The sequence below is a fragment of the Reella acinonychis genome (assembly GCF_052384575.1).
GTDB lineage: Bacteria > Pseudomonadota > Gammaproteobacteria > Enterobacterales > Pasteurellaceae > JBQSUQ01.
On the sequence record NZ_JBQSUQ010000004.1, the window covers coordinates 1 to 19,857 of the forward strand.

At 38.6% G+C, this 19,857-nt stretch carries 16 protein-coding genes; 13 read left to right on the forward strand and 3 right to left on the reverse strand.

Going from position 1 to position 19,857, the window contains the following annotated elements; genetic code table 11:
* Positions 1–59: 59 nt before the first annotated feature.
* Both ACT2CV_RS01525 and hypF read right to left on the reverse strand, forming a co-directional pair.
* Complete coding sequence (locus ACT2CV_RS01525) at positions 60–626, reverse strand: LOG family protein (protein ID WP_464972777.1); 567 nt, start codon at positions 624–626, stop codon at positions 60–62.
* 145 nt (positions 627–771) lie between these two features.
* A complete protein-coding gene (gene hypF / locus ACT2CV_RS01530) occupies positions 772–3,042 on the reverse strand; it encodes a carbamoyltransferase HypF (RefSeq protein ID WP_464972776.1) in 2,271 nt (756 codons plus the stop codon).
* Positions 3,043–3,316: 274 nt separating this feature from the next.
* On the opposite strand from hypF, the gene ACT2CV_RS01535 reads away from it, so the two are divergent.
* The 13 genes from ACT2CV_RS01535 (at position 3,317) to ACT2CV_RS01595 (ending at position 19,361) form a co-directional block, all read left to right on the forward strand.
* Entirely contained in the window at positions 3,317–3,916 is a 600-nt protein-coding gene (locus ACT2CV_RS01535; RefSeq protein ID WP_464972775.1) for a 4Fe-4S dicluster domain-containing protein, read from the forward strand.
* A 32-nt stretch (positions 3,917–3,948) separates the two neighbouring features.
* The gene (gene hyfB / locus ACT2CV_RS01540; RefSeq protein ID WP_464972774.1) at positions 3,949–5,967 is read left to right on the forward strand and encodes a hydrogenase 4 subunit B; all 2,019 of its coding nucleotides are present in this window, start codon (positions 3,949–3,951) and stop codon (positions 5,965–5,967) included.
* A 13-nt stretch (positions 5,968–5,980) separates the two neighbouring features.
* Positions 5,981–6,943 carry a respiratory chain complex I subunit 1 family protein gene (locus ACT2CV_RS01545; protein WP_464972773.1) on the forward strand — a complete coding sequence of 321 codons (963 nt, stop codon included), beginning with the start codon at positions 5,981–5,983 and terminating at the stop codon, positions 6,941–6,943.
* Between the two features lie 10 nt (positions 6,944–6,953).
* Positions 6,954–8,411, forward strand: coding sequence for a hydrogenase 4 subunit D (locus tag ACT2CV_RS01550; protein WP_464972772.1), 1,458 nt, complete (start codon positions 6,954–6,956; stop codon positions 8,409–8,411).
* Positions 8,412–8,421: 10 nt separating this feature from the next.
* Positions 8,422–9,063 carry a hydrogenase 4 membrane subunit gene (gene hyfE, locus ACT2CV_RS01555; protein ID WP_464972771.1) on the forward strand — a complete coding sequence of 214 codons (642 nt, stop codon included), beginning with the start codon at positions 8,422–8,424 and terminating at the stop codon, positions 9,061–9,063.
* A gap of 4 nt (positions 9,064–9,067) precedes the next feature.
* Positions 9,068–10,603, forward strand: coding sequence for a hydrogenase 4 subunit F (locus ACT2CV_RS01560; RefSeq protein WP_464972770.1), 1,536 nt, complete (start codon positions 9,068–9,070; stop codon positions 10,601–10,603).
* A gap of 17 nt (positions 10,604–10,620) precedes the next feature.
* Positions 10,621–12,351, forward strand: a complete 1,731-nt coding sequence (locus tag ACT2CV_RS01565) for a hydrogenase large subunit (RefSeq protein ID WP_464972769.1) — start codon at positions 10,621–10,623, stop codon at positions 12,349–12,351.
* Positions 12,352–12,363: 12 nt separating this feature from the next.
* Positions 12,364–12,987 (forward strand): formate hydrogenlyase complex iron-sulfur subunit, encoded by a 624-nt coding sequence (locus tag ACT2CV_RS01570; RefSeq protein ID WP_464972768.1) that lies wholly within the window; start codon positions 12,364–12,366, stop codon positions 12,985–12,987.
* Positions 12,987–13,763 (forward strand): NADH-quinone oxidoreductase subunit B family protein, encoded by a 777-nt coding sequence (locus ACT2CV_RS01575; protein WP_464972767.1) that lies wholly within the window; start codon positions 12,987–12,989, stop codon positions 13,761–13,763. The genes ACT2CV_RS01570 and ACT2CV_RS01575 overlap by 1 nt, the downstream gene beginning before the upstream one ends.
* Before the next feature lie 98 nt (positions 13,764–13,861).
* Complete coding sequence (locus ACT2CV_RS01580) at positions 13,862–14,269, forward strand: formate hydrogenlyase maturation HycH family protein (protein WP_464972766.1); 408 nt, start codon at positions 13,862–13,864, stop codon at positions 14,267–14,269.
* An 11-nt stretch (positions 14,270–14,280) separates the two neighbouring features.
* Positions 14,281–14,733, forward strand: a complete 453-nt coding sequence (gene hycI, locus ACT2CV_RS01585) for a hydrogenase maturation peptidase HycI (protein ID WP_464972765.1) — start codon at positions 14,281–14,283, stop codon at positions 14,731–14,733.
* 139 nt (positions 14,734–14,872) lie between these two features.
* On the forward strand, positions 14,873–17,026 hold the full coding sequence (gene fdhF / locus ACT2CV_RS01590; protein ID WP_464974023.1) for a formate dehydrogenase subunit alpha: 2,154 nt from the start codon (positions 14,873–14,875) through the stop codon (positions 17,024–17,026).
* A 178-nt stretch (positions 17,027–17,204) separates the two neighbouring features.
* Positions 17,205–19,361 (forward strand): autotransporter outer membrane beta-barrel domain-containing protein, encoded by a 2,157-nt coding sequence (locus ACT2CV_RS01595; protein ID WP_464972764.1) that lies wholly within the window; start codon positions 17,205–17,207, stop codon positions 19,359–19,361.
* A 65-nt stretch (positions 19,362–19,426) separates the two neighbouring features.
* Here the strand turns inward: ACT2CV_RS01595 and hypA are convergent, their stop codons facing one another.
* Positions 19,427–19,768 carry a hydrogenase maturation nickel metallochaperone HypA gene (gene hypA / locus ACT2CV_RS01600; protein WP_464972763.1) on the reverse strand — a complete coding sequence of 114 codons (342 nt, stop codon included), beginning with the start codon at positions 19,766–19,768 and terminating at the stop codon, positions 19,427–19,429.
* Positions 19,769–19,857 lie beyond the last annotated feature (89 nt).

Here is a 19,857-nt window from a genome sequence, read left to right on the forward strand (position 1 = left end):
TTTTAGTTAGCAATAAAAACGCTGAATGAGATATCATTCAGCGTTTTGTTATTCAGTATTTAAATTTCATATTGCCGAATTGGTGGTGGCGTATATTCTGCGATAAATTGTTCAATTTCCTGAAGATTATCTGAAAATAGCGTGTTATTTTGATCCGATTGACTTAAAAAGCCTTGAGCAACCATATGATTTAAAAAGTGTTTTAACGGCTGATAATAACCATCGCTATCAAATAAAATACAAGGATTATTATTTTGTCCAATTCTAGCCCAAGATATCACTTCACTGATTTCCTCTAAGGTTCCAAGACCACCAGCTAAAGCAATATAAGCGTCACCTAATTCAATCATTTTGAGTTTACGCTCTGACATTGAATTAACAATAACTAACTCGTTGAGACCATTGTGTGCTAATTCACGTTCTTGTAAGAATGTAGGTATAATCCCAATCACTTTACCACCATGTTCCAACACAGAATCTGCCAACAATCCCATTAATCCCGCTTTTCCTCCGCCATAAACCAACGTATGATTTTGCTCTGCAATCCATGTACCCAATGCCTTGGTTTTCTGTTGATGAATCGGATTATTACCTAAATTTGCACCGCAATAGACCGTAATATGCATTTTATTTCCTTCTTTGAGTTAAAGTAGCGCTCATATTAGCAAATCAACTAAGGGAATAAAAATGCATTTTTCCGATTATCAGCAATGGGTTCGCAACGCTATAGCAGTAATGAAAAGTAAAAGTGCGGTGCTTTTTTAGCTCATTTTACTTTTGTTGGGCAGCAATAACCGCTTGCCCTAAGCTTAAACCACCATCGTTCATTGGGAATTTATGACCAGTTAGCACATTAAAATCAGATAATTGCTGTTTTAATAAGCGGCGTAGTAGCTGGTTGTGCATCACACCGCCTGAGAACACGATTGTATCGCAGTCGTGGATTTCAGCTTGTTGTCTAGCAAGCGAAGCAAAGCCTTGAGCAAGTGCATAATGAAATATATAGGCTTTATCTGCAGGCTCGGCTTGTTCCTTTAACCAAGATTGCCAAAATACAGCTAAATCTAATTGATTATCTTTAATCGGCATTTTAACTTTAAAAATAGGCTGATTTTCCACCGCACTTTGATGACAAAATTGAGATTGGCTCGCTAATGCTTCCAATTGACAAGCAGCTTCACCTTCCCAAGAGAGATGTGTCGGTGCAATACCTAAACCATAAGCGACTGCGTCAAATAAGCGTCCAGTAGAGGAAATTAACGGTGAATTAATGCCTTTTTCTATCGCTTTACTGAGAGGCTCCCAAGGTAAATCAGCACAACTTTGTTGCATGATTTCTTGCCAATGAGGCACAAATTGTTGCAAATGAGCAAGCCAGTTACGCCATGGTTGTTTAGCTGCCAAATCGCCGCCTGCAATAGCAACTGCAGGCAATCCACCTAAATGTTTACACTCGGTTGTTGTGGCGAATAGACATTCTCCGCCCCATAGTTGCCCATTTTCCCCCATGCCAATTCCGTCCATCACAATGCCGATGACTTTGTTGTCACAATGATGTTCTGCCATTACTGCGACAATATGAGCATGATGATGTAATATTTCTATCTGTGGAATTTGATATTGTTGTGCCAATTGTTTGCCTAATTGGCTAGAAAAATAGCTTGCATGCTTATCAATGGCAATTTTATCTGCTTTGAATTGATAAATTTGTTCAAAGAGAGCGATATTTTGTTGTAATTGTTGTTGAATTTGTTCATTTGCTGTATCGCCAATATGCTGAGCAACGGTCGCTTTGTTCTGTCTTAACAAACAGAACGTATTTTTTAAGTCTGAGCCCATTGCTAGCACTGCATCTTCACTCATTTGTGAAAGTTGAATTTCATCAGGTACAAAACCTCTAGCTCGACGTATCGTTTCTAAACCATCAAAGGCAACACGCAAGATACTGTCATCAGCGCGTTGTAAAATATCTCGGTTATGACAAAGATAAAAATCAGCTAAATGTGCTAGATTTTTCACCGCACTTTGATTATCTAATTCGGGTGGTTGACCACTCGCATTGGCAGAAGTCATCACTAAGGGGATATTTATCTCGGCTAGCAACAAATGTTGCAATGGATTACTTGGTAACATCACACCAATTTCACGTAAGTTAGGCGCAATTTCATCACAAATAGACCGCACTTTATGTTTGGCTAACAAGACAATGGGGGCTGCTGAGCTTGTGAGTTGTTGCGTTTCTTCTGGCGTTAATTGCTGCAAAAAATGGTGATTTGGCACCATAATCGCTAAGGGTTTTGTGGGGCGATGTTTACGTTGGCGTAATAATTTCACCGCTTCTGAATTACTCGCATCACAGGCTAAATGAAATCCGCCCAATCCTTTAATGGCAACGATTTTTCCTTGTTGCAATAAAAGTGCGGTCTGTTTTAGTGCATTTTTTTGTGTGGCAATCTGATGTTCCTTATCTTGTAACCAAATTTGTGGGCCACACTGTGGACAAGCGTTGGGTTGCGCATGGAAACGGCGATCTGCTGGATTGTCATATTCTTGTTTACATTTTGTGCACAAAGGAAAATTTGCCATTGATGTGTTAAGGCGATCATAAGGAATGGCTTTTATAATGGTAAAACGTGGACCGCAATGGGTGCAATTTATAAAAGGATAGTAATAACGTGGGTTTTGTGGATCAAATAATTCCTTCAAACAATCGGGACAAGTCGCAGCATCAGGTACAATCTGCGTATTCATAACACTTTGTTCACTGTCTCGAATAATGAATGTATTCGTTGAAATTTGCGAAAATTGCACCGCACTTTGAATAACCTCATCAATAGTCGCTAGAGGAGGAAGGGTTGTTGTCAGCTCATTTAAAAACTGTTGTAAATGAGAAATATTAGGTTGATACAGTCGAATTAATACGCCTTGTCCGTCATTACAAACATCGCCATGAAACTGATATTTATTGGCTAATAGCCAAACAAAAGGGCGAAATCCAACCCCTTGAACTTTCCCTTTAATGCGTAATTCTATCCCTTGCATATCCTTGTTTTTCCTGTAAATAAAATAATAATTATTTTTATCTAAAACATTTTTTTTACATTAATAACGTTATTTTAACTTAATGATATTAAAAGAAAATTTCAATTTTGTTAAAAAAATATGAAAAGTAATTTTTTCATGATCTTAATCAAGGAAAAATAATTTTTCCGGTGAAATTTGGTAAATATTGGTAGTATCCTTACAAAAAAAGTGGACACTTGCGGTCAAACTTTTTTTGAATTTTATCACTAATTTTTAGTAGGGGGAAAACTATATGAACCGTTTTGTTATAGGCGATCCCAAAGACTGCATTGGCTGTAATACTTGTATGGCAGCTTGTAGTGAAGTGCATAAAGCCTTTGGATTGCAATCTTTTCCACGTCTTCAAGTGATGCGTAATGATGATGTGACTGTACCAATTTTATGTCGCCACTGTGATGATTCACCTTGTGAGACAGTTTGTCCAGTTCATGCAATTACGCACGAAGGAGATACTATTCAATTAAATGAAGGTCTATGTATCGGCTGTAAACTTTGTGGTATTGCTTGTCCGTTTGGTGCAATTACACAGCATGGTAGTGGTCCAATTGATGCACCGACCTATTACGAACATTTTACTTTTACTGATGCAGTAAAACGTGATGTTCGTGTTTCTCCAGATAATTCCAATGTTGGTAATATGTTAGCATGGCAGCCGGGTGTAAAAGCCATTGCGGTAAAATGTGACCTTTGTTACTTCCGTCCAGAAGGACCAGCTTGTGTACAAACTTGTCCAACGAAGACGCTATTTATTATTAGCGACGAAAGTATTGAAGAAGCTAATAAACGTAAACGTGAAATGGCAATGACCAGTTCGCCTGTAATTCCACGTTAATTGTTTCCAACTTTAATCAATGGAGTGACCTTATGAGTACCATAATTTTGCTCATCACTGCCTTGTTGATTTATGTCATCGGCGCGTTCATTTCTTTGTATATGAGTAAAAATGAACAGCTTTCGATCAATATATCTGGCGTGACCAGTATTTTGGGCGGAGTGTTAGGCATCTTAGCCGCAGCCCCTGTACTTATCAGCAACGAAACGGCAACCATGCTGTTTGAAACACCATTTTCTTTTGCGCCTTATTCTATCCGAGTGGATGGTTTAGCTGCATTTATGGTGTGTGTGATTTCCTTACTCGTCATTGTTACTGCGATTTATTCCTTCTCCTATGTACAAGAATATAAAGGGAAAGGTGCAGGAACAATGGGCTTTTTTATGAATATGTTTATTGCGTCAATGGTGGGATTGGCGACAACAGACAATGCATTCTTTTTCTTAGTCTTTTTTGAAATGATGTCGCTTGCTTCTTACTTCTTAGTATTAACAGAGCAAGATGATAATGCAACCAATGCAGGTTTATTATACTTCTTCATTGCCCATGCCGGTTCAGTGTTGATTATGATAGCCTTCTTTATTTTCTACTGCTACGCAGGTAGCTTTGAATTTGAAGCATTCCGTCAAACAAAACTTTCCCCAGTACTTAGTTTCATTGTCTTTATGCTTGCTTTCCTCGGTTTCGGTGCAAAAGCAGGTATGATTCCGTTACATGGCTGGTTACCAAAAGCTCACCCAGCAGCGCCTTCTCATGCGTCTGCATTAATGTCCGGTGTGATGGTTAAAATCGGTATTTTCGGTATCATTAAAGTAGGCATTGATTTACTTGGTGCAGATAACCTTTGGTTTGGTGTGATTGTTCTTGGTTTTGGTGCTGTGTCCTCTGTGTTAGGGGTACTTTACGCACTTGCAGAACATGATATCAAACGCTTACTTGCATACCATACAGTTGAAAACATCGGTATTATTATGATGGGTGTGGGTGTTGGTATGATTGGTATCGCAATTCAAAATCCAATTCTTGCAACTGTTGGTTTGTTGGGTGGTTTATATCACTTATTAAACCATGCGGTGTTTAAAGGTTTATTATTCCTTGGCGCAGGTTCTGTGATGTATCGCTTACATACTAAAGATATGGATTTAATGGGTGGCTTAGGCAAATTGATGCCTTACACCGCACTTTGCTTCCTAATTGGTACTATGGCGATTTCCGCATTACCACCATTTAATGGTTTTGTCAGTGAATGGTTTACCTATCAATCATTATTTACTTTAAGCCAAACTGATTCAGTGGTGCTCAAAATTGCAGGCCCCGTGGCAATTATTATGCTAGCGTTAACTGGTGCATTAGCGGCATTATGTTTCGTTAAAGTATATGGTATTAGCTTCGGTGGTGCGCCTCGTAGTGAAAAAGCCGCGCAAGCAAGAGAAGTCCCTCGCCCAATGTTAATCGCTATGGCGGTGCTTGCTGTATGCTGTGTGTTGTTAGGTATCGGTGCTTCAGTTATTACACCTGTAATTGCAAAAATTTCAACCGCACTTTCAGGTCTAAATGGTTTCCCTCTTGCAGAAAATGGTACTGTTGTTTCAAGTCCAGAACCATACACCGCACTTTCTACTCCTATGGTGGCTATTATGCTTATCGCGTTCTTCGCGGTACCTTTCGCGTTATATAGCTTCACCAAAGATAAACGTTTATCTGATAGTGCAAAAGGCAATCCTTGGGCTTGTGGTTATGCATATGAAGCCGAAATGGCAAGTTCAGCTGGCGGTTTCACCCGTCCATTAAGAACGATGTTTAAACCACTTTACACAATTCGTAAAACCTTTGACCCTGCACCATTAAGCCAAAAAGGTATTGATGCAGTGATTAAAGGTGCGACTCAAGCAGAGCCATTCTGGGAAGATAAAGTCACAATGCCAATTGCCCATTTTATTCCTCGTATAGCGTCTAAAATCCAAGGGCTACAAGGAGGTGACTTCCGTGTATATTGCGTTTATTTCGTAGTTGCACTGGTAATTTTATTGGCTGTAGCCGCATCTATGTAGGGGAGGGAGGATTATGATTAATTTACCTTCAGAAATTGCTACATCAGGTGGAATGTTTATTTTAGGATTAATTCAAGCGCTCATTTTGTTAGCCTTAGCGCCATTGTTTTCGGGTATTTCTCGAATGATTAGAGCTAGAATTCAATCCCGTCGTGGTCCTGGCGTATTACAAGATTATCGTGATATTGTTAAGTTGATGAAACGACAAAACATTTATCCTGAAAATGCAAGTTTAGTTTCAAAAGTAATGCCTTATGTTTTAATCAGTACTGTACTTGTAGTAGCAATGAGTTTGCCTATGTTTACTCACGCTTCTCCTTTTGGTGCTGGTGGCGACTTGATTACGGCTATTTATCTCTTTGCATTATTCCGTTTCTTCTTTTCTATTGCAGGGTTAGATAGCAACAGCTCTTTCTCTAATATTGGTGCAAGTCGTGAAGTTACTTTAGGTGTTCTTGTTGAGCCTATCTTAATGTTGTCTTTATTAGTTATCGCATTAGTTGCTGGTTCAACTAACTTTGGTGTGATTTCTACTGTATTAGGCACACAAACTTGGGGTTATCCAGGTGCAACTGTTGTTGCTCTTGTAGCCGCTGCCTTTGCTATCTTTATTGAGATGGGAAAAATTCCATTCGATTTAGCAGAAGCGGAGCAAGAGTTACAAGAAGGTCCTTTAACAGAATATTCAGGTCCAGCGTTTGCACTGATTAAAGTGGGTCTAAGCCTTAAATCAATGGTTGTTGCGTCAATCTTTGTGAGCGTATTACTTCCATTCGGTGCAGCTGAACAAATTACCATTAGCGGCGTATTTTTAGGTGCGATAGCTTTCTTCTTAAAATTAATCGTTGCTTTTGTATTGGCTTGTATATTTGAAAATACCCTTGCTCGTACACGTTTTATGTTAGCAGGACGTTTAACCATCATTGGCTTTAGCGTTTCCGTACTGGCATTTGTTTTCTATTTGATTGGATTGTAAGGAGGAAAAAATGGAAAATTTAGCTCTATTTACAATCATTCTTCCATTTATCGGTGCTTTTATCGTTGGATTGGTTAAAAATGAAAAACTTTTCCCTCGTCTAGCCGTTATTTTCTCTGCAATAGCAACGTTGGGGACTGTTATCTTAGCGTGCTTATGGAAAGGCGCTGCAACAAGCACCTTATCTATTGATGTATTGAAATTTGGCGATACAACTGTATGGGGTTTTACCTTTGATGCAGTGAGTACCTTAATTGGTTTTGTTGTGGTTGGTCTTGGGTTCTTAATTGTCCTTTATTCTTGTGGTTACTTAACAACTTTGAATAAAGAACATGCTCATGCACCAATGCCTCGCTTCTATGCTTTCTTGCTCATCTTCATCGGGGCAATGGCTGGATTGGTTTATTCATCAACTTTAATTGGTCAATTATTGTTCTTTGAAATTACCGGTGCTTGTTCTTGGTCATTAATCAGTTATTACCAAACACCAAAAGCGCAAGCTTCAGCGATGAAAGCGTTAATTATTACTCACGTCGGGGCAATTGGTTTATATATCGCAGCGGCCTTCTTGTTTAGCAAAACAGGCACATTCTCTATTATGGCGTTGGAGCAACTTGATCCAAGTGCGAAAACCATCGTCTTATTTGGTGTGATGTTTGCGGCTTGGGGTAAATCAGCACAATTACCAATGCAAATTTGGTTACCAAATGCGATGGAAGCACCAACACCTGTGAGTGCATATTTGCACGCTGCTTCTATGGTTAAAGTTGGGGTGTATATTTTTGCTCGCGCATTGATGTCAGCTGGTGATGTACCTGAAATCGTTGGTAATGTCGGTTTAATCATGGCAATGATTACCTTAATTTACGGTTTCTTAATGTACTTACCGCAAACCGATTTAAAACGCTTATTAGCTTATTCAACTATTACACAACTTTCTTATATCTTCATTGGGTTATCGCTTTTCGCCTTAGGTTCAAAATTAGCGTTGATTGCCGCAATTGCTTACATTTTCAACCATGCGTTCGCAAAAAGCTTATTCTTCCTTGTTGCAGGTTCTTTAGCTTATGCAACAGGTACACGCTCAATGCCAAGATTAAAAGGTATTATGCAAAAAATGCCATTAGTTGGTACGGGTTTTGGGATTGCCGCATTAGCAATTTCTGGGGTGCCGCCATTTAACGGATTCTTCAGTAAATTCCCATTATTCGCTGCCGGTTTTGAATTAGGTTCAGCACATAGTTGGATTGCATTCTTAATGGTGTTAGCACTCATTGAAAGTACAGCCACTTTTGTTTGGTTATTGTATAAATTTGGTCAATGTGTGGTAGGCAAACCGTCAGAAGAAGTAGAAAACGCACAGCCATTAACAACAACAATGAATATTGTATTAGTGGTATTAATGGTAATGTCTGTTTGCTCAAGCTTCATCGCGGCTTATTGGTTAGAAACCCCTTGGTTGAATTAAGGAGCGGATTATGTTGATGATAAATACGTTAGCTGGTTTGTTGATCCTGACTTCTCTTGCCGTCATTATGGAAAAAACGACGAAAAAAGCTACCGCACTTTATATGGCACAGTCTTTAGTGCTTGTGGGGACGTTTGTATTCCTAGCCGCAGAGATGGATGCCCATGAACTTTACATGTGGTCAATCAGTGCTTTTGTAACTAAAGTATTGATTGTACCAGCAATTTTATACTACACAGCGAAGAAAGTAGATGAAAGCACAGTTCCTACACTTTCATTGAATGCAGCATGGTTGTTACCAATTACAGCAGCAATTATTGTGCTATCTTACTTGGCAACAACTTCGGTTGAGCTCCCTTTGGCTGATAGTTTGAAACCTGCGTTGTCTGTATCATTGAGCCACTTTTTGATCGGTTTAATGTGCATTGTGAGCCAACGTAGCATTCTCAAACAGGTATTTGGCTATTGCTTAATGGAAAATGGTTCACATTTAACATTGGCATTATTAGCTAACAAAGCGCCTGAATTAGTCGAAATTGGTATTGCGACAGATGCCTTATTTGCTGTGGTTATTATGGCGATGTTAGTGCTTAAAATTTACCGTACTTTGCATACATTAGATGCAAAACAATTAACGGAATTACGGGGGTAACGCTATGTTGGAATGGATTAATGCGTTATTAATTATTCCCTTTTTAGTGGGATTGGCATTTTTCTTTGTTGCCAAAACAAAAAGTCATGTAATTTGTACCGCACTTCATATTACAGGATTAGGCTTAATGTTCATTTGTTCGCTCAAAGTGGTCTTTGGGGTGTTAAATGAACAAGTCCTTATCGCTTGGGGAAATTGGGTTTATATTGATAGTTTATCTGCATTGTTTGTCGGCATTATTGGTGTCGTTGGAACTTTAGCTGGTGTTTATTCTATCGGTTATATGAATACCGAATTGGAAGAAGGACATATTGATTTTAGAACCTATTCTTACTATTACGGTTTCTTGCATCTGTTCTTCGGTACTATGTTACTTGCAGTAACAACGAATAACATCATTTTAATGTGGGTGGCTATTGAGGCGACAACCTTAACTTCTGCTTTCTTAGTGGGTATCTATAACCAAAGAACTTCATTAGAAGCATCATGGAAATACATCATGATTTGTTCTGTTGGGGTAGCATTTGGTTTATACGGCACATTGTTGACTTATTCTAATGCAACGAACTTACTAACAGATCCAAGTCAGGCCATTTTCTGGTCTTCCATTAATACACAAGCTCAAGGCTTAAATCCTAACTTAATGTATTTAGCCTTTGCCTTTGTATTAGTTGGCTTTGGTACGAAATGTGGTTTATTCCCAATGCATACTTGGTTATCAGATGCACACAGTGAAGCGCCAAGCCCTGTGAGTGCGATTCTGTCAGGTATTTTACTAAACTGTGCAATGCTCGTTGTATTACGTTATTACACCATTATCTCTAAAACAGTTGGCTTTACTTATCCGCAAATGCTCATGCTTGTATTTGGCTTGCTTTCAGTGGCAATTGCGGCATTGTTTATTATCGTTCAATCAGATATTAAACGCTTATTAGCTTACTCAAGTATTGAAAATATGGGGTTAATTAGCTTTGCTTTTGGTTTAGGTGGTCCATTAGGTATCTTAGCAGGCTTATTGCATACAATTAACCATAGTTTAGCAAAAACCTTATTATTCTGTACTTCAGGGAATATCTTGTTGAAATATAAAACGCGAGATATGAACAAGATTAGAGGATTATGGAAAGTATCACCAATTACAGCCATTTTATTTGCTGCTGGCGCCTTAGCATTAGGTGGTATTCCGCCGTTTAATGTATTCGTTAGTGAATTTAGTATTGTGGTTGCGGGTATTTCGACTGAACATTTTTGGCTAATTACAATTTGTTTGATCTTGCTCACTATCGTATTGGCTGGTCTTGCTAGAATGGTACTGAAAACAGTATTAGGTAAACCAGATGATACTGTTGTTGTGGGGGATGGGAATAAGGCCTCTTTAGTTGCAATGGCATTGTTGTTATTAATCATGTTTATTATGGGCTTGCATATTGCAGAACCTATTTTACAACTTGTCAAAAACTCAGTAGGCATCATTCTTGGTCAAGATAATGTTTCTTTCGGTGATATGTTGGTATTGCCTTGGCAAGCATTAGGCAAATAACGCCGTAGGAGGAAAAAATGGAGTTAACAAAAAATAATTCAGTCAATTTGAGCCGCGCATTAGGTAAAAATTATATTGAAGCCATAAACCAAAAATTCCCAAATACTATTCTTGATGAAGAATGGTCTACGGAAAATCAAGTAACAGTTACAATTAAAACAAATATGTTACCTGATGTGGTGGAGTATTTATATTATCAGCATGAAGGTTGGTTGCCACTTGCTTTTGCTAATGATGAACGTTCTATTAACGGTCATTTTGCAGTGTACTATGTGCTTTCAATGGAAGGCATTGTAAAAAGCTTTGTTACAATAAAAGCATTAGTTGATCCCGTTAGCCTTGAGTTTCCATCTGTTACACCTCGTGTTAAAGCCGCGGTATGGGCAGAGCGTGAAATGTTCGATATGTTTGGCTTAAGAGCAGTAGGCTTACCAGACCAACGTCGTCTAGTGTTACCAGATGATTGGCCAGATGATCTTTATCCATTACGTAAAGATTCTATGGACTATCGTTTACGCCCAGATCCAACAACGGCAACAGAAACCTATGAGTTCGTCAATGATAAAGGCGAAGCTCGAGTTGTTCCTATTGGTCCATTACATATTACCTCTGATGAACCAGGGCACTTTAGATTATTTGTCGATGGTGAAGACATTGTTGATGCGGACTATCGTTTGTTCTATGTTCATCGTGGTATGGAAAAACTGGCAGAAACCAGAATGGACTACGATCAGGTTACTTTCTTAGCTGACCGCGTATGTGGTATCTGTGGTTTTACGCACAGTGTTGCTTATGCGAACTCAGTTGAAAATGCCTTAGGTATTGAAGTGCCAATTCGTGCTCAATGGATCCGCGCTATTTTATTAGAAGTTGAGCGCTTACACAGTCACTTGCTTAACCTAGGTCTTTCAAGCCACTTTACTGGGTTTGATACTGGATTCATGCAATTCTTCCGCGTACGTGAAAAATCCATGACATTAGCAGAAGTATTGACGGGAGCAAGAAAAACCTATGGTATCAACTTAATTGGTGGTATCCGTCGCGATATGTTGAAACATCAACGTGAGCAATGTCGTAAACTCATTGCTGAAATGCGTGTAGAAATTCAACAACTTTGCGATATTTTATTGAATACACCAAATATCGATCAAAGAACGAAAGGTGTTGGTATCTTAGATCGCCAAGTTGCTCGTGATTATAGCCCTGTTGGTCCAATGGTTCGTGGTAGTGGATTTGCACGCGATGTGCGTCGTGTCCATCCATTCTCAGGTTACGGCGATGTGCCATTTAATATCTTCACTGAAGAAAATGGTGATGTATTTAGTCGCGTAGCTGTACGTATCAACGAAACATTTGAAACCATGAACATCATTGATTATATGGTGGATAATTTACCATCAGGTGAATTATTGGTTGAAGGCTTCAACTATACACCGGGTCGTTTTGGTTTAGGTATCACAGAAGCACCACGTGGTGAGGATATTCACTGGTCAATGTTAGGGGATAACCAAAAATTATTCCGCTGGCGTTGTCGTGCGGCAACCTATGCGAACTGGCCAGTTTTACGCTACATGTTGCGTGGTAACACAGTTTCAGATGCACCATTAATTATTGGTAGTGTTGACCCTTGCTATTCTTGTACTGACCGCGTAACTGTTGTTGATGTGCGTAAACGTAAAGCTAAAACGGTTGATTATAAAGAAATTGAGCGTTACGGCATTGAACGTAAAAATTCGCCATTGAAATAGGGAGAGTGGATTATGTTTAAGTTATTAAAAACCGTCTTTAAAACAGGCGATGCTACAACAAAATATCCATTTAAACCATATGAAGTGGATCCTGATTTTCGTGGTAAACCTGAATTAAATTCCGATCAATGTATTGTTTGTGGTGCTTGTACTATTGCTTGCCCTGCAAATGCGTTAACGATGCGGACGAATCCAGAACAGGGTGATCGCACTTGGTCACTCTTTTTAGGACGTTGCATCTTCTGTGGTCGTTGCGAAGAAGTTTGCCCGACTAAAGCAATTCGTTTGACGCAAGAGTTTGAGCTTTCAGTGAAAAACAAACAAGATTTGTTCCAAGAAACAACTTTTGCAACGACAACTTGCCAACAATGTCATCAGCCATTTACTTCTTATAAAGAATTAAACTATGCAATTGACTTGTTGAAACAGCAAGCAGATAGTCCAGAGCAAATCAATCAAAAACTACATGTATTGCATACTTGCCCTGACTGTAAACGCCAAAATAGCTTGGAAAAAACAGCTAATATGGAACAAAAAATGAATGCAAAACTTATTGATTACAGTCATCAAAATATGTCGTTAGATTTGACCGCGCTTAAAGTAAAAGAAGCTGAATTAGTAGGGGGGGCAGAATAATGAATACGCAAATCCCAATGCCTGTAAATGGTATTTCTACGCCCTTTACCATTGATGAAAGCATTGCAAAAATGAAAGAAACATTGCTGAAAGATATTCAACGTTCAGCTTATGTTTATCGTGTGGACTGTGGTGGTTGTAACGGTTGTGAAATTGAAATTTTTAGTACAATCACACCAACCTTTGATGCGGAGCGTTTCGGTATTAAAGTGGTTGCGTCACCTCGTCATGCGGATATTTTATTGTTCACAGGTGCGGTAACTCGTGCAATGAGAACACCTGCAATGCGTGCTTATCAAGCAGCTCCAGATCCTAAAATTTGTATTTCTTACGGTGCTTGCGGTTGTGGCGGTGGTATTTTCCACGATCTTTATTGTGTATGGGGTGGATCAGATCAAATCGTACCAATTGATGTGTATATTCCTGGTTGTCCTCCAACGCCAACTGCAACAATTTATGGTTTTGCAATGGCGCTTGGTTTGCTCGATCAAAAATTAAAAGGTAAGCAAGAAATTGCTGATCCTTCAGCGGAAGCTAAAATTCGTTTCCCTGAAATTCCACATGATTTACGTGTTACCCTTGAACGTGAAGCTCGCCGTTTAGCTGGCTATCGTCAAGGTGGCGATATTGCTGATAAATTTATGGCAATGATGGTGGAAAAAGATCCTGTACCTTTTGGTGTGCGTATTGGTGAATTCTTAGAAAGAGAAGCTGATCCGCGTTTGAGCGAGATTATCAACCGCTTACATCGTATTAGCCAACCATTCTCAGGCTAGACACATAAATAATAGGTCATACTCAATAGCCCTTACTTGGTAAGGGCTATTTGAAAAGGTAAATAAAGACCAAAGCTGTATGTTAAGGAGTTCCAACTATGTCAAGCGATGTAATTTTTTATCTATTAAACCAACGTTTTGTTGAAAATGATGATCAAATGCCAACCGCAGCTCAAGAGGTGATGTATTACTCATTAGCCATCGGGCATCATGTTGGCGTTATTGATTGCTTTAAAAAATTGATTGTTGCTGATTATCAAGATTATCAACAATTTGTTGAAAGTTTCCCTGAAGGTGAAGCTCGCCGTAAATTAACCGGGTTAATAAAATTTGGGGAAATTGTCATTGATAGCAGCCATGTTAATTTATTAGCAAAAGCGTTAGATGAAAATAAGCAAAATTTCACCGCACTTCATTCTCAATGGGCTGAAATTTTGTTGGATACATTAGCTTCAATTCAACGTGAACCAGTGATGTATATCATGGTTAAACGTCGTGATAAATAGAGGGAACCGCAATGGATAATCTATTATTAGCCGTTGGTAATTCTATGATGGGCGATGATGCGGCAGGTCCTTATTTATTTCAATTAATGCAAGAGGATCCTATTGAAAATTGGGCTATTTTAGATGGTGGTTCTGCACCTGAAAATCATGCTCATACCGTTCGAGCAATGAAGCCAAAGCGTTTATTAATTGTGGATGCCACAGATATGGAGCAGGAGGTTGGAGCTATTCGAGTGATTGACAAGGAATTAATCGCCGATATGTTTTTTATGAGTACACATAATATGCCACTGAATTTTCTTATTGAACAATTAGAAGATGATATTGAAGAAGTGGTGTTTGTCGGTATTCAGCCGGATGTAGTGTCTTTCATGTTTCCTTTAACGGATAAAGTAAAAAGTGCGGTGAAAAATTTATACGTTTTAATCAAGGAAAATCAACTCGACAAAATAGAAAAATTATAGAAAAACTGTTTTGAATCAATAAAACCTTATTTTTTATGAGTGAATATAGTTAAAATTAGCGTATGATGTATTCGTAAGCTAAGCATTATTTGAGTGATTAACTTATTCTTTTATTTTTCGTTTAACAAGGGACAAGATTATGAAAAAAGTAATAACTGTCTGTCCGTATTGCGCTTCAGGTTGTAAGATCAATTTATTGGTCGAAAACAATAAAATTGTGGGTGCTGAAGGTGCAAACGGAAAAACCAATGAGGGTGAACTTTGCCTCAAAGGTTATTATGGATGGGATTTCGTCCATGATACAAAAATCCTAACTCCTCGTCTTACTCAACCAATGATTCGTTATAAACGTGGTGAACCGTTTACACCAGTAACTTGGGAAGAAGCCATTTCTTACTCAGCGAATCGTTTAAAAGAGATTCAACAAAAATACGGTAAAGAGTCGATTATGGTAACGGGTTCATCTCGTGGACCTGGTAACGAAGTAAACTACGTTATGCAAAAATTCGCTCGTGCTGTATTAGGAAATAACAACGTTGACTGTTGTGCGCGCGTTTGACATGGCCCATCTGTAGCAGGTCTGCTCAAGTCGGTCGGTAACGGCGCAATGTCCAACTCAATTGTTGAAATTGAAGATACAAAATGTCTCTTTATCTTTGGTTATAATGCTTCAACCTCACATCCAATTGTGGCGAGACGTATTAACCACGCGAAAGAAAAAGGCGCAAAAGTCATTGTTTGTGACCCTCGTAAAATTGAAACTGCTCGTATTGCGGATATTTATGCTCCGTTGGCGAACGGTAGTAACGTTGCATTCTTAAATGCAATGATGAACGTGATTTTAGAAGAAGGTTTACACGATCAAAAATTCATTGACGAACATACAGAGAACTTCGATTCTTTCTATGAAGTCGTTAAAAATTACACACCAGAAAGTACACAACATATCACAGGTATTGAGCCTGAAATGTTGCGTGAAATTGCCCGCACTTATGCTAAAGCTGAAACCGCAACTATCCTTTGGGGTATGGGGGTTTGTCAGTTCCGTCAAGGTGTTGAAACCGTACGTGCATTAGCAAGCTTGGCAATGTTAACTGGTAACTTAGGTAAACCAAATGTAGGCGTAAACCCTGTTCGTGGTCAAAACAACGTACAAGGCGCTTGTGATATGGGTGCGTTATATAACACATTACCTGGTTATCAAAGCTTAAGTGACCCAGAAGCGATGGCGAAATTTGCGAAAGCTTGGGGCGTGCCTGAATTAAATCCTAAACCAGGTGTGCCACTGAGTGAAGTACCACATGCGGTTCACGAAGGCAAATTAAAAGCATTCTATATTATGGGTGAAGACACCTTGCAAACTGAGCCAGATCTCAATGCAATGAAACAAACATTCAAAGATCTTGAATTCATCATTGTACAAGATATCTTTATGACTCAGACTGCAGCGGAAGCTGATGTTATTTTCCCAGCTACATCTTGCGCGGAACACGAAGGTGTTTATAGTGCAGCAGATCGCGGTTTCCAACGCTTCTATAAAGCAGTTGAACCAGTTGGCGATGTGAAAGATGACTGGCAAATTATTAGTGAAATGGCAACCGCAATGGGTTACCCAATGCACTATAATAACACCAAAGAAATTTGGGACGAATTACGTGAGTTATGTCCAATCTATAAAGGGGCGACTTACGAAAAAATGGAAGGCATGGGTTATATCCAATGGCCTTGCTATGATGAAGGTCCTGAAGATCAAGGTACACAATACTTGTATAAAGGCCAAGTGTTTGACCGTCCAAACGGTAAAGCGGATTTCTTTGCTTGTGATTGGGAACCACCAATGGAAGAAGTATCAGAAGAATTCCCTCTTGTACTTTCTACGGTTCGTGAAGTAGGTCACTATTCTTGCCGTTCAATGACTGGTAACTGCCGCGCATTAGCTGCATTAGCTGATGAACCAGGCTTTGTTCAAATGAATGATCAAGATGCGAAAGAACTCGGCATTAAGAACAATGACTTAGTTTGGATTGCCTCATCACGTGGTAAAGTTATTTCTCGTGCAGATGTAAGTACTCGTACTAACAGAGGCGCTTGCTACATGACTTACCAATGGTGGATCGGAAAATGTAACGAATTAACTGCAGAACATTTAAACCCAGGTTCAAGAACACCAGAGTATAAATATAGTGCAGTGAGAATCGAGAAAATTGAAGATCAAAACTGGGCAGAACATTATGTGGTAACTGAATACAGCAAACTGAAAGGTCGCTTAAAAGAAACCGCATTAGTGGCTTAATATAAAAATTATTAAAAATAGCACCGCACTTTTATTCAAGTGCGGTGTTTTTTGGTGAAGTTTTTTTAAGTATATTGTGTTAAAAAATTGTTTTTTTTTGTAAAGAATTATAATTTATTGCCTATTTGCTATCCTAAATAGGATGGAATTTTTTTATTTTTTATACAGGTTTGAATTTATGACATTTAATAAAACATCCGTAGCGATATTAGTTGCTACTATGCTTTCATCCTCAGTGCTTTATGCAAGTCCATTTACAACAGCTGAAGTGGATGAAATTAAGACATCTAACGTTTCAGAAGTAGATTTTCCTCATCCAGAGCATTATTTAAACTTCCCTCAATTTATTATTCCAGTATTAAGTGGTGATGGAAAAACCTTATTAATTAATACCCTTGGAAATGGGGAAGCTGAAGGGGCTATTTTTTACGGGGAAGGTTATTCTAACAAGCATAAAATAGGTGCTGGCGCCTTTGGCGTGCTAATGCCGAGTATTAGCGAAGATGGAAGTATTGCTATTGCGGATGAAGTAAGATTTAATAAATTTGAAAATGGTCAATGGAATGAACATCAGCTACAAAATGGTGATCTCATTATTGGCGTTGCTGGTAATGGTGCAATATATTCATCATCAGATAACCCTCTTGGCTCTCTTCCGAGAGACCCTTCTATTATCTATCGCTTAAGAGATCCTCAAAACCCAGATAATATTATTCGAGAAATAAATGCAGGCACAGCTTCTCTTACTCAAGTAAATCATGATGGCTCTGTTTGGTTATTTAATAACAATAATACACAATATAACAGTGATAGTGCGTTGGTTTATTATGGTAATAATTTAGCTTCAAATGTGGTATTAGACTTTTCTGAAGTAGTTGATCCTGAACATTTTTTTCCTAGTCTTTCTTATCCATTAGAAGCTAATGCTTTAATGAGTCCAGATGGAAAAGTTGTATATAAAGGTGGTTGGGGTAAAGCGATTCTTTATTCTGGTCAAGATTATGGTGTGAAATCTGAAATTTCAGGTCATGGTAAGAACGTATTTTTATATGCTTCAAACTATGATGGTTCTGTGTTAGGTGGTGCTATTGGTCGTGGTTGGGCAAATACATATCCCCGTATAGGCTTTAATGGGGAAGAGTTGGATTCTCTAGGTTTCCCGCTTGTTGATATGCGCCCAATAATTTGGTATGGCACAAACTGGCAACAAAGCAAAGATGTAGGAACTTTAGGTGGAAAAGTAAGTGATGGCGGCGTGATTTATTCAATGAGCTATGATGGTTCAGTCATGTCCGGTATGTCTGCTAACGCGGAAGGTAAATATGTACCAACCCTGTGGCGTGTAATCAAAAATCCAAAACCAGAGCCAGTACCTCAGCCAGAGCCAACTCCAGAAATAAAACCTGAAGAGCCATCGGTAATTATTTTAGATCCAAATAAAACCAAAGAAACAATTGCAAAAGTTGGTTTGGATAGTTTCAAAGCAATGGAGTTCCAACGTTATGGTTTAATCAGCCTGTTGAAAGGCTGTGATGTTGAACAAGGCGAAGGGCATTATTGTGTGTCTTTACGTTCAGGTTTAAGCGGTCAGGGCAAGTCACGTGATGTGCGAGTAGGGGTGAGCGCAGCTTATAAATTTACAGATAACCTTTCGGCAGGATTTGTTGTTGAACATTCTGTTTATAATCGTTTACAAGCAAGCTATGGACGTGCACATAACAATATTGGCGTAGGATTATATGCCGAATGGAAACATAAAGCGGATAACAGTGAATTCTATATTCGTCCAGCAGTAAGTTTCAGCCGCTATAATATGGATGTGCAACGTCAAGCCTTGGTTGGTACTGAATTTGCTGAAGGCAATACTAAATTAAAAGGTCGTATGTTATCTTTAACTTTGGGTCAAGAGCACAAGTTGAATGAGGACAAACTCGGTTGGTTCTTAGGTGTTCGTCATGGAAAAATTGCACAAAAAGGCTTTAGTGATAATGCGCAGGGTTTCCCAATTAGTTATGACAAAATGACTTATAAAGACACCGCACTTTTCGCAGGCGTGAACTATAATAAGGCAGTAACTGATAAATTAAATTGGTTAAGTTCTATTGAAGTGGAACAGCGTATTCACCAAGATAACCCAACTTTCCGCGCTTATAATCCTTATTTAGGTGAAGTGAAGTTGGATCACAAAATGCCAAAAACTGCTTTAACATTGGCTTCAGGCGTGGAGTATAAAATGAATGATACTTTCCGCGTATCTTTAATGCCAAGTATTACAAAAGCCTATTCAAGTCAATTATATTGGAATGTGGGTTTGAATTTAACCGGTCAATTCTAATTGTAAAACGAAGTAAAATAAAACCGCACTTTGATGAAAGTGCGGTTTTTTTATGCTTAGTTTTATTATTCGACAGCAATTTCTTTGATGCGTAATTCATTGCCTGTTTGAGCTTGTAAATGTGATGAGTTACAAATCGGGCAGCTATCATGATGTGCTTTAATTTCTACTAATTTAGCACATTGCCAACAATAAGCTTGAGCAGAAATGGGAATAAAATGTAGCTGGCAATTTTCCATTATGGTGCCTTGAGTGCTGACTTCAAAGCAAAATTCAATTGCATTTGGTTCAACACAAGAAAGTGGTCCGATTTCGAGCCAAATATCAGTCACTTTATTGGCATGATTTTCTTTACATTGTTGTTCAACAATTTCAATGATGTTTTGAGTAAGAGAGAGTTCGTGCATAGAATTCCTAGAAAATGAAATAAGATTGTGTTGATAGTATATATTAAATTCTTAATGCAATGTACAGTATGGTTAGCTTAAACTAAGCT

Bases quoted from the DNA above. Each gene is read 5' to 3' on its own strand.
- ACT2CV_RS01525 (WP_464972777.1), bottom strand. From the start codon at position 626: ATGCATATTACGGTCTATTGCGGTGCAAATTTAGGTAATAATCCGATT.
- hypF (WP_464972776.1), bottom strand. From the start codon at position 3,042: ATGCAAGGGATAGAATTACGCATTAAAGGGAAAGTTCAAGGGGTTGGA.
- ACT2CV_RS01535 (WP_464972775.1), top strand. From the start codon at position 3,317: ATGAACCGTTTTGTTATAGGCGATCCCAAAGACTGCATTGGCTGTAAT.
- hyfB (WP_464972774.1), top strand. From the start codon at position 3,949: ATGAGTACCATAATTTTGCTCATCACTGCCTTGTTGATTTATGTCATC.
- ACT2CV_RS01545 (WP_464972773.1), top strand. From the start codon at position 5,981: ATGATTAATTTACCTTCAGAAATTGCTACATCAGGTGGAATGTTTATT.
- ACT2CV_RS01550 (WP_464972772.1), top strand. From the start codon at position 6,954: ATGGAAAATTTAGCTCTATTTACAATCATTCTTCCATTTATCGGTGCT.
- hyfE (WP_464972771.1), top strand. From the start codon at position 8,422: ATGTTGATGATAAATACGTTAGCTGGTTTGTTGATCCTGACTTCTCTT.
- ACT2CV_RS01560 (WP_464972770.1), top strand. From the start codon at position 9,068: ATGTTGGAATGGATTAATGCGTTATTAATTATTCCCTTTTTAGTGGGA.
- ACT2CV_RS01565 (WP_464972769.1), top strand. From the start codon at position 10,621: ATGGAGTTAACAAAAAATAATTCAGTCAATTTGAGCCGCGCATTAGGT.
- ACT2CV_RS01570 (WP_464972768.1), top strand. From the start codon at position 12,364: ATGTTTAAGTTATTAAAAACCGTCTTTAAAACAGGCGATGCTACAACA.
- ACT2CV_RS01575 (WP_464972767.1), top strand. From the start codon at position 12,987: ATGAATACGCAAATCCCAATGCCTGTAAATGGTATTTCTACGCCCTTT.
- ACT2CV_RS01580 (WP_464972766.1), top strand. From the start codon at position 13,862: ATGTCAAGCGATGTAATTTTTTATCTATTAAACCAACGTTTTGTTGAA.
- hycI (WP_464972765.1), top strand. From the start codon at position 14,281: ATGGATAATCTATTATTAGCCGTTGGTAATTCTATGATGGGCGATGAT.
- ACT2CV_RS01595 (WP_464972764.1), top strand. From the start codon at position 17,205: ATGACATTTAATAAAACATCCGTAGCGATATTAGTTGCTACTATGCTT.
- hypA (WP_464972763.1), bottom strand. From the start codon at position 19,768: ATGCACGAACTCTCTCTTACTCAAAACATCATTGAAATTGTTGAACAA.